The following is a 13472-nucleotide window of genomic DNA, read 5'->3' as shown; positions in this document are numbered from 1 at the left end:
CGGCGAAATTATTGCCCCGGCAGGGCAATAATTTGGTCTCTCACGCTTGCGGGACCAGCCCGTTATCGATGTCCGAGTCAACGGGGAGTCACGCAAATGAAAAATATTCTCACGGCAATCCTGGCCTCGACGGTGGCGCTTGCGCCGATCGCGGCGGCTGCGGAAACCTGCTCGAACGAGGGGCTGAAGCGCATCCAGCAGCGCGGCACCCTGATCGCCGGCGTCAAGGCGGATTACAAGCCCTGGGGCTATCGCGACACCAACGGCAACATCGTCGGGCTGGAAATCGACATGGCGCAGATGGTGGCCGATACCCTGGGCGTCAAGCTGGAACTGGTGCCGGTGATCGCGTCGAACCGGATGCAGTTCCTGCAGCAGGGCCAGACCGACATCATGATCGCCACCATGACCGACACCGCCGACCGGCGCGAGATCGTGGGCATCAAGGGGCCGAACTACTACGCCTCGGGCACCGCCGCCCTGACCCCCAAGGCCGTGAAGATGACCGGCTGGGAAGACCTGCGCGACAAGCCGATCTGCGGCGTGCAGGGCTCGTTCTACCTGCAGAAGATCGAACAGCGTTACGGTGCCAAGGTCTCGGCCTTCGGCAACGCCGCCGAGGCCAAGCAGGCGCTGCGCGACAAGAAATGCGTGGCCTTCGTCTATGACGACACCACCATCGGCGCCGATCTTGCGGCCGGCGGCTGGGACGATTTCGAGATCTCGCTTCCGGTCGAGGATTTCGCCCCCTGGGGCCTGGCCGTGGCCAAGCCCGAGGAGAACTGCGCGCTTGGCCAGATCATGTCGGGCCTGCAATACACCTGGCACCGCGACGGCACGCTGATCGAGCTGGAAAAGAAGTGGAACGTCAAGCCCAGCCCCTTCCTCGAGGACATGCACCAGCAGATGGCCGACCCGTTGGCGCAATAGGGCCGGTCGCCGATGCTGACGGATTTCCAGACCTATTTCCGCGACCTTGCCGCGACCTCGCCGCAATGGAACTTCATCTGGCTTTATGACGATGTGCAGAAGGGCCGGGTGCTGACCGGGCTGTGGATGACGATCAAGCTCAGCGTCTTCTGCCTGATCTTTTCCGTCCTCATCGGCATTCTGGGCGCCTGGGCGCAGGGGGCGAGAAGTCGTCTTCTGCGCGGGTTGGTGCAGGGCTATGTGCAGTTCTTCCGCAATACGCCGCCGCTGCTGCAACTGCTGTTCTTCTATTTCGCCCTGGGCCAGTTCACCCCGAAATACAGCCCGGACGGCTGGCTCGAGGTGCCGATGATCTCGAACGTGGGCTGGGCGATCATCTCGCTTTCCTTCTTCGCCGGCGCCTTCAACATCGAGATCTTCCGCGCCGGCGTCGAATCCGTTCCGAACTCGACGCGAGAGGCGGCGGAATCGCTCGGCATGACGCGGTTGCAGACCTATACCAACGTGGTGTTTCCGCTGGCGCTGCGCATCTCGATGCCCGCGCTGTCGGCCAATCTGATCAACCTGGTCAAGACGACGAACCAGGCCTTCGCGATTGCCGTGCCCGAGCTGCTCTATCAGTCGGTCTCGATCTGGAACGATTTCCCCTCTGCGCAGAAGCCGACGATGCTGATGCTGCTGGTCTGTTATCTGGGACTGGTCGGCGTGCTGTCGCTGGGCATGGGGCGTTGGGAACGCAAGCTGAGGATCCCTGGCTATGGCGCATAAATCCGGCGTGCCGATGGTGCCGGGCAACCTTCCCGTGCTCTTGCCCTTTGCCCCGCGCGGGCCGGCGCATGACGAATTCTTTCTGGTCCGCTGGCTGGGTGCCATTCCCCTGGCCTGGCTGACCGCGGCGGCGCTGCTGCTTCCGGCTGCGGTCATGGCGCAATCCGCGGTCGTGGCGGAAAGCCCGCTGGACAAGCTCTTGCGCTGGATCCCCTTCCTGTTCGTGCAGGGGTTCCTGTTCAACGTGCTGATCTCGGTCTGCGCGATGGCGATCGGGACTCTGGCGGGCGCCTTTGCCGGGCTGGGGCTGATCAGCCGCAACCGCCTGATCCGGACGGTGGTCCAGGGCTATGTCTCGTTCTTCCGCAATATCCCTTGGCTGGTCCTGCTCTTCATCGTGCTTCTGGCCGCGCCATTCCAGGTCACGGTCTTCGGGACGACCATTCCGCTGCCGAGCTGGATCAAGACGGTGATCGGCCTGGCCATCCCGGTTTCGGCCAATATCGCCGAGGTGGTGCGCGGCGCCGTGCAATCCGTGCCCACGGCGCAATGGGAGGCGGCGGAATCGCTGGGCTTCACCCGGCGCCAGACCATCTGGCAGATCATCCTGCCGCAATGCTTCAAGCGGATGCTGCCGCCCTGGATGAACTGGTATGCCATCCTGACCATGTCCACGCCGCTGTGTTCGCTGCTGGGGGTGGGAGAGATCATCAGCCTGACCCGTCAGGCCATGGAGGCCGAGGGCAACCGCCCCGAGCTGCTGCTGCCCTTCTATGGCTTCGCCCTCGTTCTGTTTCTCGTCTACTGCTACCCGATCGCCCGCCTGACCATGTGGCTCGAGCGTCGGTTCGCGGTCAAAACCTGAAAGGTGTCCCATGACGCAATGGACTGCCGAACAGCCGATCGTCAGCATCCGCGACGTTCACAAATCCTATGGCCAGGTCGAGGTCCTGCGCGGGATCAGCATGGACATCATGAAGGGCGAGGTGATCTGCATCATCGGCCCGTCCGGCTCGGGCAAATCGACGCTGATCCGCTGCATCAATGCGCTGAACGACATCCAGGCCGGCTCGATCCAGGTCGAGGGGCAAGAGGTGCATGACGCCAAGCTGGACAAGCTGGCGTTGCGCCGCAAGGTCGGCATGGTCTTCCAGCAATACAACCTGTTCCCGCACAAGACCGCGCTGCAGAACGTGATGATGGCCCCGATCAAGGTGCTGCGGGAAAATCCGGCCGAGGTCGAGGCGCGGGCCAAGGCGCTGCTGAAGAAGGTCCGGCTGGAGGGGAAAGAGAACCACTATCCCGGCGAGCTGTCCGGCGGCCAGCAGCAGCGCGTCGCCATTGCCCGTTCGCTGGCGATGCGGCCCGACGTCATGCTGTTCGACGAGGTGACGGCCGCACTCGACCCCGAGACGGTCAAGGAGGTGCTGGTGACGATCAAGGATCTTGCGGCCGATGGCATGACCTGCATCCTGGTCACGCATGAGATGGGCTTTGCCCGCGAGGTGGCAGACCACATCTACTTCACCGACCGCGGTGTGATCGTCGAACATGGCGCGCCAGCCGAGTTCTTCACCAATGCCCAGGATCCGAGGACACGCGCCTTTCTGGATCAGGTTCTCTAGGCCGGGAGGCGGCGCTTGCCGCCCCGGAATGCTGCAAAAAAAGCCGGCGCCCTTGTGGCGCCGGCTTTTTCCTTTGCGGCGGACGCGGATCGTCAGGCCATCCTGATGCCGCTGCCGCCCAGGATGCGCCGGACCGAGCCTGCCGCAGAATGGGGCGTGTAGGACCCCGTGACCCCGCCCAGCGAGCGCGAGGCGATCTCGAGGGTCCATTCCAGCCCCTCGCCGCGGATCTCGATGCGGTGCTCGTTCTCCTGCTGGCCGGGCACGGCGACGATGCGGCTGACGGTCCGGTCGAGCCCGATCCCGGCCAGCGCGATCGCGGCATGGACGTTGACGTTGCGGGGGAAGCGCTTGCAGGCCTCGCGCGCCGTGCCCTCGAAGACGAGCCCTTGGGCATCGGGGTCGAGGCCAAGGCTCTTGCCGCTTTTCGTCGTGGTGATGGTGACCGATTGCAGCAATTCGCGCCCGTCCTCCAGCCCGTCCAGCGCCAGCACGGCGCCATGCGGCACGAAGAAGCGCCGGCCGCTGGCGGCAGCCGCATCGCGGATCGCGCGCTCGACTGCCGCGTCGGCCAGCGCCGTGCCGCTGAAGGCGCAGAAATCCGAGCGCTCCAGCGCGCGGGGCGCCAGCCGCGCCACCAGTTCGGGCATGGCGGTTTCGACGATCAGGTCGACGCCGCGGGCCAGCGCCTCGCTCTCGTCGCTGATGAAGGTCGCGGGCGGCAGGTCCAGCCAGTCGGCCCGCGCCGTCTCGCGCACCAGCACGAAGTCGATGGCCACGTCACCCCGCCGCTGAAGGTCGCGGATGATCGTCTTGCCGATCGTGCCCGCCCCGATGATACCGATGCGCATCGCACCCTCCGCTTGGTTTATCGCGTCGATCATCCGGCCAGCCGCGCCGTGCGGATGTCGGGAATCACGTCCTCGATGAAGTCCAGGGCATAGCCCGACGAGGCGATGTCGAACAGCAGGTCCAGCGCGCCGCCGTCCGCGCTGCGCAGGATCACCGCGTCCATGTGCATGACGCGGGTCTGCGCCACCGCAGCCGCGGGAAACGCGGCAGGGCGGGTGTCCAGCGCCGTCAGCAGGGGCAGCGCCTGCTCGGCGGCGGGTCCGGTCAGCCGGAACCAGGCCCAGGTTTCATCCCGATAGGCGTCGAAGCCCTTGGGCCCCGGGCTCTGCCGCCAGGCATCGCGCAGCCGCCGGATCGCGCCGGGATCGCCATGCGGATCGGGCAGGATGACCGCTTCCTCGGCGCCCAGCGGCACCAGGGTCAGGCCGGGCAGGTCGAGGGTCCGGTCGATGGGGCCGGGCAGGGACAGCCCCTGTGCCGCCAGCCAGTCCGCAGTTCCCGGCCCGCGCAAGCCCATGCGCGGCAGGGCGGACAGGTCAGTCAGCCAGGATTCGCCCGATGCGGGCAGCCGATCCACGGCGGGCAGCCGTTGGGACAGCGGCCAGTGCCGGGTGGCGATGGTTGCGGTGGTCATTCAGATCTCCTGCCGGGCATTGGTCGGGTCATAGAAGGGCAGGGCCACGACGGCGGCCGAAACCTCGGTGCCGGAAAAGCCCTTGATGCGGATTTGCGCGCCGGGCACCGCCTGTTCGGGCGGCGCATAGGCCAACCCGATCCATTTGCCGACCGAGGGCGAATGGCCGAACGAGGTGACATGCCCGACGGGCTGGCCATCGTGCAGCACCAATGCGGATTCCCCGACCTCGGCGGCATTCCCGCCCTCCAGCACGAAGCCGCAAAGCTGCCGCGTCTCGCCCAGGGCGCGGCGCGCCTCGACCGCGGCCTTGCCGGTGTAGAACGGCTTCTTGCGCGACAGCGCCCAGCCCATGCCCAGTTGATCCGGCGTCGACAGTGCGTCCGTGTCCTGGCCGATGATGATATGGCCCTTTTCCAGCCGCAGGATCCGCGATGCCTCAAGGCCATAGGGCCGCAGCCCCAGGTCGGCACCCGCGGCGGCCAGCGCCTGCCACATGCCGACGGCATGGGATTGCGGCAGGTGGATCTCATAGCTCAGCTCGCCCGTGAAGCCGATGCGCATGACGCGAACCGGGCTGCCTGCCAGCATCCCCTCGCGCCCGTCGAGAAAGCCGAAGGCCTCGCGCGAGAAGTCGATGTCGCCGGCCAGTCCCTGCAAGACCGCCCGCGCCTTCGGTCCGGTCAGGTTGATCGCGGCAAAGGCTGCGGTGACGTTCTGGATATCGACCTGCATGCCCCAGATCGCCTTTTGCAGCGTCATCTCGGCAAAAAGGCGATCGACCGCGCCGGTGGTGGCGGTGACGTAGAAATGCTGCTCGGACATGCGGAAGGCCACGCCGTCGTCCAGGATCGAGCCCATCTCGTTCAGGGCCAGGCAATAGCGCACCCGCCCGACCGGCTGGCCGGCATGGGCCATGGTATAGATGCGGTCGAGGAAGGCAGCCGCGTCGCGGCCCCGAAGCTCGAGCTTGCCCAGCGTCGAGACGTCGAGCATGCCCACGTCCTCGCGCACGGCACGGATCTCGCGCAGGATCGCCTCGGCGGGCGGCTCGCTGCCCGGATAGACGAAGGGCCGCCACCAGGCGCCGACCGGCATCATCCTGGCGCCCGCCTGCACGTGGCAGGGGTGCAGCGCGGTGTGGCGATAGCGTTCCGGCGTCGTATCGGCCAGCAGGCCCAGCTTTTCCGGGCCGAAGGGCGGGCGCGAGGTGGTGATGCCGACCTCGGCCAGGCTGCGGGCGGTCTTGCGCGCCACGATCCGCGCCGTCGGCAGCGCCGCGTGCCGGCCCTGCGAAGGGCCCATGCCGACGGTCGAATAGCGCTTGACCAGTTCAAGCTCGCGATAGCCGTCGGCGACGGCGTTCTCGATGTCCTTGACCTGCAGGTCCTCGTCGAAATCCACGAAATCGCGGCCCTTGGGATGCGGCTCGACCGGCGCGCTGCGGCGCCACGCGCATGCAGCGGGCACGGCGCCTTCGGGGGCGGGGGTCAGGCCAAGCGCGGCGGCCGCGCGAAGCCCTGCCGCCTCGCCGCTGGCGATGACGCCGTCCAGATCGGACAGCCCGGCCGCCGCGCCGGCCAGATGCAGATGCGCCGGCACGTCGGTGATCGAGAATCGGGTTCCGGTGTCGTCCGAGGCAAGGCGCGCCCCGGCATGAAGCGCAAGCTGGTAGCCCGGCGTATAGCCCCCCGCCACGACCAGCAGGTCGCAATCGAGCCGCTTGCGCGTGCCGGCGGCGTCCTGGACCTCGACCGACTGCAGGTGCAGCCCGCCGGGACCGGCCTTGGCCTCAGTCAGGGTGCGGCCGCGCATGACCGGCAGGCCGCGGCGCGCCAGTTCCTCGGACAGGCCGTCGCGGTCCTCGATCTCGGGGTCGACGATGGCGGCGATCCTGACGCCGGCATCGTCGAGGTCCAGCGCGGCGAGATAGCCGTCGCGGTCGCCCGCATAGACGACCGCCCGCTGGCCCGGCCGCACCGCGTAATGCCGCATCAGGCGCTGCGCGGCCGAAGACAGCATGATCCCCGGCAGATCGTTGTTGCGAAACACCAGCGGCTGCTCATGCGCGCCGGTGGCCAGCACCAGTTCGGCCGCCCGGATGCGCACCAGCCGGTCGCCGCTGATCACCGGCAGCCAGTTGTCGGCAAAGCGGCCGTTGCAGGTCGCGCCGGTCATCACCGAAACGCCCGGCAGGGCAAGGGCCCTGTCCCGCAGCGCGGACAGGTGCCGGGCGCCCAGGCCCGCGTCCGCTGCGAAGCGGGCATAGGTCAGGGCCCCGCCCAGTTCCGGCTCCTTTTCGACCAGGATCACCCCGGCCCCGGCCTCGGCCGCGCGGATCGCGGCGGCAAGCCCTGCGGGACCGCCGCCCACGACCAGCACGTCGCAATGCCGGGTTTCCTTGACATAGCGCCGGGGCGCGGCATCGGTGCTGACCGTGCCAAGCCCGGCAGAGGCGCGGATCATCGGCTCCCACAGTTTCAGCCAGCTCGACCGGCGGGGTCCGAAGAAGGTGCGATAGTAGAAGCCAACCGGCAGGAAGCGGCCAAAGCGTTCGATGATCTGTCCGCGGTCGCGGCGCAGGCTGCCCTTGACGTTCTGCGGCGTCACGGCGATGCCGTCGGACGCCAGCCGCAGGTCGGCGCGGACATTCGGCTCCTCTCCGATCTGGACCAGGGTGTTCGCGTCCTGCCCACACATGGTCAGGATGCCGCGCGGCCGGTGATACTTGAACGAGCGCGACAGCACCCATTCGCCATTCGCGGCCAGCGCGCTGGCGATGGTGTCGCCCGGATGGCCGGCGACGCGGCGGCCCTCGAAGGTGAAGGCCAGGGCGCGGCCCCGGTCGATGCGGCTTCCCCAGCCGCTGCCAAGTCTGTTCGTCATGCGACGCTCGCGATGTTGTCGGCGGCCGGTTTCAGATAGGTCCGCAGGATTTCGTCGGTGATCAGGTTGCGCTCGGCGATGAACACCGTGTTCGACGGCGTGTGCCGCCACCATTCGCGCAGCACCCCCATCGGGTTCGGCGCAAAGAACAGATGCCGGACCAGCGCGGCGGCCGTCAGCTCGGCATCGTCATGCACCGGCCCGAGCCACTGGAATTCCGAGATGTTGCGGGGCCCGTTCAGCGGGCAGGTCATGATCTTCATGGTTTCTCCTAATGCCCGGCGGCGGTCGCGCCCATTTCGTTCAGAAGCTCGAAACGCGAGAACCGTTCGAGCGAGAAGGGGGCAAGAATGTCCGGCACGCGGCCGGTGGCGATGGTCTCGGCCATGCGCTTGCCTGCAACCCCCGTCGCCTTGAACCCCCAGGTTCCCCAGCCCGCGTCCAGCCAGTAGTTCTGCAGCGGCGAGGCGCCCATGATCGGGCTGAAATCGGGGGTGATGTCGGTGATGCCCGCCCATTGCCGCAGGATCTTGATATTGTGCAGGAACGGCATCAGCTGCAGCGCCCCGGTGGCAAGCGATTCCTTCTGCGGCAGGCTCGAACGGGTCGAGGCCAGTTGATAAGGATCGGTGCCGCCGCCGATGACGATCTCTCCGCGCGAGGATTGCACCAGGTAGGTGTGCAGGTTCGACGACGACAGCAGGATGTCCAGAAACGGCTTCAGCGGCTGCGTCACCATGGCCTGCAGCGGAAAGCAGCGGATCGGCAGCGGAATGCCCGCCATCTCGGCGATGCGGCCGTTCATGCCGCCGGCGGCCTGCAACACCTGACCGGCGGCGATGGTGCCGCGATTGGTCCTGACCTCGGTGATGCGGCCGTTGGCGATGCCGAAGCCCTCGACCTCGGTGCGCTGGTGGATCTCGACGCCCTTCTCGGCCGCGCGCTTGGCATAGCCCCAGGCGACGGCGTCATGCCGCGCGGTGCCGCCATCGGCGTGCCAGAGCCCGCCCAGAACCTCGTGCTGGCCACCAAGATCCATGTTCACATGCGGGCAAAGCTCCTGCACCGTCTTGGCGTCGACCAATTCGGCCCGGATGCCGACATGATTGCCCATCTCGGCCCGCAGCCGGAAGCTGCGCATCGCCGCGTCGGAATGGGCCAGCGTCAGCTGACCGCGCTGCGAGAACATGACGTTGAAACCCAGTTCCTCGGACATGGCTTCGAACAGCGAAACCCCCTCGCGGTAGAACGCGATCGAGGGCGGCGTCAGGTAGTTCGACCTGACGGTGGTGGTGTTGCGGGCCGTGTTCCCACCCGCGAGATAGCCCTTTTCCAGGACGGCGACATTCCTGACGCCGTGATGGTTCGACAGGTAATAGGCCGCGGCAAGGCCATGCCCGCCGCCGCCGATGATCACCACGTCATAATGTTTGCGCAGATCGGGCGTGGGCGGGATGTCGCGGAACGGACGATGGCCGCGCCTCAGGCCATATTTCAGAAGTTCTATCGGCATTGGGTCATCCTGATTTCCTACCCGCAACCTCGGCCGTCAGGGGGCATCGCGCAAGAAAGCGAACTTTACCCTCAGACCCCGTTTTGTTAATAGGATCAGAAAGAATTGGATGCCTTCATGCGCGCCTTGCCGCATCTGACCTATCTGCAGGCCTTCGACGCCGCCGCCCGCCATCTCAGCTTCAGCAAGGCGGCCGAGGAACTGAACTGCACGCAATCGGCGATCAGCCAGCGCATCCGGGCGCTCGAGCAGTATCTGGGCCGGCCACTGTTCCACCGCCTGCGCAACGGGCTGGAACTCAGCGAGGTCGGCCAGGCCTATCGCCCCGGGGTGGCCGAGGCGCTGGACGTGCTCGAGGCCGCGACGCAGGGGCTTGTCGGCGCGCGCGCGCGCCGGACCGTGACGGTCTCGGCGCCGATCTCCTTCGCTTCGATCTGGCTCTCGGCCGAGATGCACCGCTTCCACGCCCTGCACCCGGATATCGAGGTGCGCGTCAACAGCACGATCTGGACCGACCCCAATGTCGAACTGGCCGATCTCAGCATCGCCGTGGTGGACGAGGTCCAGTTGCGGCCCGAACTGACCCCCCTGCGGCGCGAGCGCATGGTGCTGGTCGCGCCGGCGGGAGAACCGGGACCGGCCCAGGGCCAGCCGCTGGCGGAATGGATCAATGCGCGCCGCATGATCTATGTCCAGGGCAAGCACCAGCTTTGGGAACGCTGGGCGGATGCCAGCGGGACGGTGCTTGCGCCGCGGGTCGCACCGGTCAAGGTCGACAATGCGGCGACGGCACTCGAAATGGTAGCAGGCTCCGGCGGCATCAGCATCGTCTTCGGGACGCATTGCGATCCCTATCTCGCCGCCGGTCGGCTCAGCGCGCCGGCCGGGGCGGGACTTCCGACCTCGCTGGTGCATACCGTGGCGCTGACGCGGCCCAGCCCCTCGCCCTCCGTGCGCAAGTTTCACGCCTGGCTGGTCGCGGCGTTCGGCGCCGCCGGCATCCCGGGCTGAAATGCCACCGCCCTTGCTCACCGCCCTGCGTGATCCTGGCCGTTGCCTGCCTCCGGCGGGGGCATTTTTGCAACGGTGAAGGCGGGGGCGGAACGGGGCGGCCCGCTGGCCGCCCGGCGCGGTTCTCAGCCCATGCGCTCGGATGCGTAGCTTCCGGGCGATGCCGGGAAGACGACGGTCTTGTTGCCGTTCAGGAACACCCGGCGGTGGATATGGGCGTGGATGGCCCGCGCCAGCACCTGGCTTTCCACGTCGCGGCCCAGCGAGACATAATCCTCGGGCGATTGCGCATGGGTCACCCGGATGATGTCCTGCTCGATGATCGGGCCCTCGTCGAGGTCGGCGGTCACGTAATGGCTGGTGGCGCCGATCAGCTTCACCCCGCGCTCGAAGGCCTGCTTGTAGGGGTTGGCGCCCTTGAAGCTCGGCAGGAACGAGTGGTGGATGTTGATGATCCGCCCCGACATTTCCTTGCACATCTCGTCCGACAAGACCTGCATGTAGCGCGCCAGCACGATCAGCTCGGCCTCGGTCTCGCGCACGATGCGCATCTGCTCGGCCTCGGCCTGCGGCTTGTTCTCCTTGGTGACCTTGATGCAGTGGAAGGGCAGATCGTGGTTCACCACCACCTTCTGATAGTCCATGTGGTTCGAGATCACCGCCACGATCTCGATCGGCAAGGCGCCGATGCGCCAGCGATACAGAAGGTCGTTCAGGCAATGCCCGAAGCGGCTGACCATGATCACCACCTTCATCTTCTCGGATTCGTCGTGGATGGCGTATTGCATGGCGAAGGGCTTGGCCGGCTCGGCCAGGCCCTCGCGCAGATCCTCCAGCCCCACGCCCTCTTCCGAGACGAAGCTGACGCGCATGAAGAACTTGCCGGTTTCGGTATCGTCGAATTGCGAACTGTCGGTGATGTTGCAGCCATGCTCGGCCAGAAAGCCGGCCACGGTGGCGACGATGCCGCGGGTCGAGGGGCAGGCGACCGTCAGCGTGTATTTCTTCATCAGGCTCTCCACTGAAAAGGGCACGGGGCCCGATTTTCCTTCTTGTGCAAATCGGCGGGCATCCGGGGACACCCGGCCCTGCGCATGTCTCAGGCGGTCAGGCCCTCGGGCTCGGGCCAGCCATGGGCCCGGCAGCAGGCGGTCAGCGTGTTGGCCAGCAGGCAGGCGATGGTCATCGGCCCGACCCCGCCCGGCACCGGGGTGATGGCCCCGGCGACCTGGGCCGCGCTGTCGAAATCGACGTCGCCCACCAGCCGGGTGCGGCCGTCCTCCTCGATGCGGTTGATGCCGACGTCGATCACCGTCGCCCCCGGCTTGACCCAGTCGCCGCGGATCATCCGCGGCCGGCCGACCGCCGCGACCAGGATGTCGGCGGTGCGGCAGAGCCCGGCCAGATCCTTGGTCCGCGAATGCGCGATGGTCACCGTGCAGCTGTCGCCCAGCAAAAGCTGCGCCATCGGCTTGCCGACGATGTTCGAGCGCCCCACCACCACCGCGTTCAGCCCGGAAAGATCGCCAAGCCGGTCGCGCAACAGCATCAGGCAGCCCAAGGGCGTGCAGGGCACCATGCTTTTCTGCCCGGTCCCCAGCAGCCCGACATTCGAGATGTGGAACCCGTCCACGTCCTTTGCCGGGTCGATGGCGTTGATCACCCGCTCGGCATCCATGTGCCCGGGCAGCGGCAGCTGCACCAGGATGCCATGCACCGCCGGGTCGGCGTTCAGCCGGCCGATCAGCGCCAGAAGATCCTCTTGCGGGGTCTCGGCCGGCAGCTTGTGCTCGAAGCTCGCCATGCCGGCCTCGCGGGTCTGGATGCCCTTGTTGCGGACATAGACCTCGCTGGCCGGATCCTCGCCCACCAGCACCACCGCAAGACCGGGAACCACACCGTGCGCCGCCAGACCCGCGACCCCGGACGCAACGCGCCCGCGCAAGCCAAGCGCAAACGCCTGCCCGTCGATGAGCGTCGACGTCATCCGACGGTCTATGCCCGGTACCGCTCGACCAGTGCCGCCAGCCGCTGCACTGCTGCGACCGCGGCCACGTGGTCCTGCGAGAAGTTCAGCCTGACGCTTCCAGCGGTATGCGGGCTGAACTCGGTTCCGGGGGTGATGATGACCCCGGCCTGCAGGCGCAGCGCCTTGACGAAGCGGTCTGGCGTGATGCCGAGCTGCGGCAGCCGCGGGAAAAGGTAACTGCCGGCCTGCGGCAGGCGCGCGCTGCAGCCCTTGATTTGGGGAAACAGTCCGACCAGATCATCGCGGATCGCCTGATGCGCCTTGATCCGGTCCTCCATCCAGCCCGAGGGTTCGTCGAACCAGCCCCGCAGCACCGCCTGCGAATAGCCGGCCGCCCGCAGCGAGACGATGGCTTGCAGCCTTTCCATCCGCGCGATGATGGCGGTCGAGCCGAAGGCGACGCCCAGCCGGTAGCCGCTGAGCGATTCCGTCTTGGATGGCCCCATGATGGTGACCACGTTCTCGGCATCGACCGCGGCCGCGCGCAGGTGGGTATAGCCGACGCCCGCATAGGTCAGCCGCGAATAAAGCTGGTCGACGATGACCGTGGCGCCGTATTTCCCGGCCAGGGCGGCGATCTGCGCAATCTCGGCGGCGGAATAGACGACGCCGGCCGGGTTGTTCGGGTTCGAGAACAGGAAAACCCGTGCGCCGGCCCGAAACGCATCCTCGAGCTGGTCCAGGTCGAGGCCGGCGCGGCTTTCATCCGCATCCTCGTAGGAAAGCCGGACCGGCAGCATCTCGCCCTCGAAGAATTCGACCAGCTTGCGATTCGCGAAATAGTCCGGCTGGACGATGGCGACCTTGTCGCCGCGCGAAACCGTCGCCGCCACGGCAAGGAACAGCGCCCCCTGCGTGCCGGGCGTGATGATCAACCCGTTCTCGGCATCGACCGGGCTGCCGGTGAAGGCGGCAAGGCGCGGGGCCAGCAGCGCGCGAATGTCCATGCTGCCGCGGTATTCCGTATAGGCCTGACGTCCGCCCTGGGCCACGCCGTCCGAAAACAGCGCGAACGCCCCCGGCGTCGGCCCATGCGCATCGACATCGCCATGCGAGAAATCGACCGGACGCCCCGTGACGGCCTCGCCGAGCAGGAAGTCCGCCTCGGCCGATTGGCGCACCTCCTGTCCCGGGGCGTTATCCGTGCCAAGCCTGCTGAATTTTTCCGCGATACTCATCGGCCAATCCTTTCATGTCGATTCCGCACAAGCCTAGCAAGCGAAG

13 protein-coding genes are annotated in these 13472 nt (G+C 67.1%); 5 read left to right on the top strand and 8 right to left on the bottom strand.

What is annotated here, in order from left to right; all coding sequences use genetic code 11:
- Nucleotides 1–96: 96 nt before the first annotated feature.
- From NBE95_RS10900 to NBE95_RS10885, 4 genes are read left to right on the top strand one after another with little or no spacing between them, the layout of a single operon-like run.
- Nucleotides 97–930, top strand: coding sequence for a transporter substrate-binding domain-containing protein (locus tag NBE95_RS10900; RefSeq protein WP_289895479.1), 834 nt, complete (start codon nt 97–99; stop codon nt 928–930).
- 12 nt (nt 931–942) lie between these two features.
- Nucleotides 943–1698 (top strand): amino acid ABC transporter permease, encoded by a 756-nt coding sequence (locus NBE95_RS10895; protein ID WP_289895478.1) that lies wholly within the window; start codon nt 943–945, stop codon nt 1696–1698.
- Complete coding sequence (locus NBE95_RS10890; RefSeq protein ID WP_289895477.1) at nt 1688–2563, top strand: amino acid ABC transporter permease; 876 nt, start codon at nt 1688–1690, stop codon at nt 2561–2563. Before NBE95_RS10895 ends, NBE95_RS10890 begins: the two co-directional genes overlap by 11 nt.
- Before the next feature lie 10 nt (nt 2564–2573).
- A complete protein-coding gene (locus NBE95_RS10885; protein ID WP_289895476.1) occupies nt 2574–3323 on the top strand; it encodes an amino acid ABC transporter ATP-binding protein in 750 nt (249 codons plus the stop codon).
- Between the two features lie 92 nt (nt 3324–3415).
- On the opposite strand, the gene NBE95_RS10880 is transcribed toward NBE95_RS10885, so the two are convergent.
- Genes NBE95_RS10880 through NBE95_RS10860 form a run of 5 tightly spaced genes read right to left on the bottom strand, consistent with a single transcriptional unit; the run spans nt 3416 to nt 9208 of the window.
- Nucleotides 3416–4174, bottom strand: a complete 759-nt coding sequence (locus NBE95_RS10880) for an aspartate dehydrogenase domain-containing protein (protein ID WP_289895475.1) — start codon at nt 4172–4174, stop codon at nt 3416–3418.
- A gap of 29 nt (nt 4175–4203) precedes the next feature.
- Complete coding sequence (locus NBE95_RS10875; protein WP_289895474.1) at nt 4204–4809, bottom strand: hypothetical protein; 606 nt, start codon at nt 4807–4809, stop codon at nt 4204–4206.
- Nucleotides 4810–7695, bottom strand: coding sequence for a 2Fe-2S iron-sulfur cluster-binding protein (locus NBE95_RS10870; RefSeq protein WP_289895473.1), 2886 nt, complete (start codon nt 7693–7695; stop codon nt 4810–4812). It lies immediately after the preceding gene.
- Nucleotides 7692–7958: a sarcosine oxidase subunit delta gene (locus NBE95_RS10865; protein WP_289895472.1), complete on the bottom strand. Its 267-nt coding sequence runs from the start codon at nt 7956–7958 to the stop codon at nt 7692–7694. Before NBE95_RS10865 ends, NBE95_RS10870 begins: the two co-directional genes overlap by 4 nt.
- Nucleotides 7959–7966: 8 nt before the next feature.
- The gene (locus tag NBE95_RS10860) at nt 7967–9208 is read right to left on the bottom strand and encodes an FAD-dependent oxidoreductase (protein ID WP_289895471.1); all 1242 of its coding nucleotides are present in this window, start codon (nt 9206–9208) and stop codon (nt 7967–7969) included.
- Between the two features lie 117 nt (nt 9209–9325).
- On the opposite strand from NBE95_RS10860, the gene NBE95_RS10855 reads away from it, so the two are divergent.
- Entirely contained in the window at nt 9326–10219 is an 894-nt protein-coding gene (locus tag NBE95_RS10855; protein WP_289895470.1) for a LysR family transcriptional regulator, read from the top strand.
- Nucleotides 10220–10344: 125 nt separating this feature from the next.
- On the opposite strand, the gene purU is transcribed toward NBE95_RS10855, so the two are convergent.
- From purU to NBE95_RS10840, 3 genes are all read right to left on the bottom strand, one after another.
- Complete coding sequence (purU, locus tag NBE95_RS10850; protein ID WP_289894835.1) at nt 10345–11229, bottom strand: formyltetrahydrofolate deformylase; 885 nt, start codon at nt 11227–11229, stop codon at nt 10345–10347.
- An 89-nt stretch (nt 11230–11318) separates the two neighbouring features.
- Complete coding sequence (gene folD, locus NBE95_RS10845) at nt 11319–12206, bottom strand: bifunctional methylenetetrahydrofolate dehydrogenase/methenyltetrahydrofolate cyclohydrolase FolD (protein ID WP_289895469.1); 888 nt, start codon at nt 12204–12206, stop codon at nt 11319–11321.
- Nucleotides 12207–12214: 8 nt separating this feature from the next.
- Nucleotides 12215–13426: a pyridoxal phosphate-dependent aminotransferase gene (locus NBE95_RS10840; RefSeq protein WP_289895468.1), complete on the bottom strand. Its 1212-nt coding sequence runs from the start codon at nt 13424–13426 to the stop codon at nt 12215–12217.
- Between the last annotated feature and the right edge of the window lie 46 nt (nt 13427–13472).

Source organism: Paracoccus sp. TOH, assembly GCF_030388245.1.
Lineage (GTDB): Bacteria > Pseudomonadota > Alphaproteobacteria > Rhodobacterales > Rhodobacteraceae > Paracoccus > Paracoccus simplex.
Note: the sequence above shows the minus strand (reverse complement) of the source record. Positions and strands in the feature narration are given on the sequence as shown.

Bases quoted from the DNA above. Each gene is read 5' to 3' on its own strand.
- NBE95_RS10840 (WP_289895468.1), bottom strand. From the start codon at position 13,426: ATGAGTATCGCGGAAAAATTCAGCAGGCTTGGCACGGATAACGCCCCG.
- NBE95_RS10855 (WP_289895470.1), top strand. From the start codon at position 9,326: ATGCGCGCCTTGCCGCATCTGACCTATCTGCAGGCCTTCGACGCCGCC.
- NBE95_RS10865 (WP_289895472.1), bottom strand. From the start codon at position 7,958: ATGAAGATCATGACCTGCCCGCTGAACGGGCCCCGCAACATCTCGGAA.
- NBE95_RS10890 (WP_289895477.1), top strand. From the start codon at position 1,688: ATGGCGCATAAATCCGGCGTGCCGATGGTGCCGGGCAACCTTCCCGTG.
- purU (WP_289894835.1), bottom strand. From the start codon at position 11,229: ATGAAGAAATACACGCTGACGGTCGCCTGCCCCTCGACCCGCGGCATC.
- NBE95_RS10875 (WP_289895474.1), bottom strand. From the start codon at position 4,809: ATGACCACCGCAACCATCGCCACCCGGCACTGGCCGCTGTCCCAACGG.
- folD (WP_289895469.1), bottom strand. From the start codon at position 12,206: ATGACGTCGACGCTCATCGACGGGCAGGCGTTTGCGCTTGGCTTGCGC.
- NBE95_RS10885 (WP_289895476.1), top strand. From the start codon at position 2,574: ATGACGCAATGGACTGCCGAACAGCCGATCGTCAGCATCCGCGACGTT.
- NBE95_RS10900 (WP_289895479.1), top strand. From the start codon at position 97: ATGAAAAATATTCTCACGGCAATCCTGGCCTCGACGGTGGCGCTTGCG.
- NBE95_RS10895 (WP_289895478.1), top strand. From the start codon at position 943: ATGCTGACGGATTTCCAGACCTATTTCCGCGACCTTGCCGCGACCTCG.
- NBE95_RS10860 (WP_289895471.1), bottom strand. From the start codon at position 9,208: ATGCCGATAGAACTTCTGAAATATGGCCTGAGGCGCGGCCATCGTCCG.
- NBE95_RS10870 (WP_289895473.1), bottom strand. From the start codon at position 7,695: ATGACGAACAGACTTGGCAGCGGCTGGGGAAGCCGCATCGACCGGGGC.
- NBE95_RS10880 (WP_289895475.1), bottom strand. From the start codon at position 4,174: ATGCGCATCGGTATCATCGGGGCGGGCACGATCGGCAAGACGATCATC.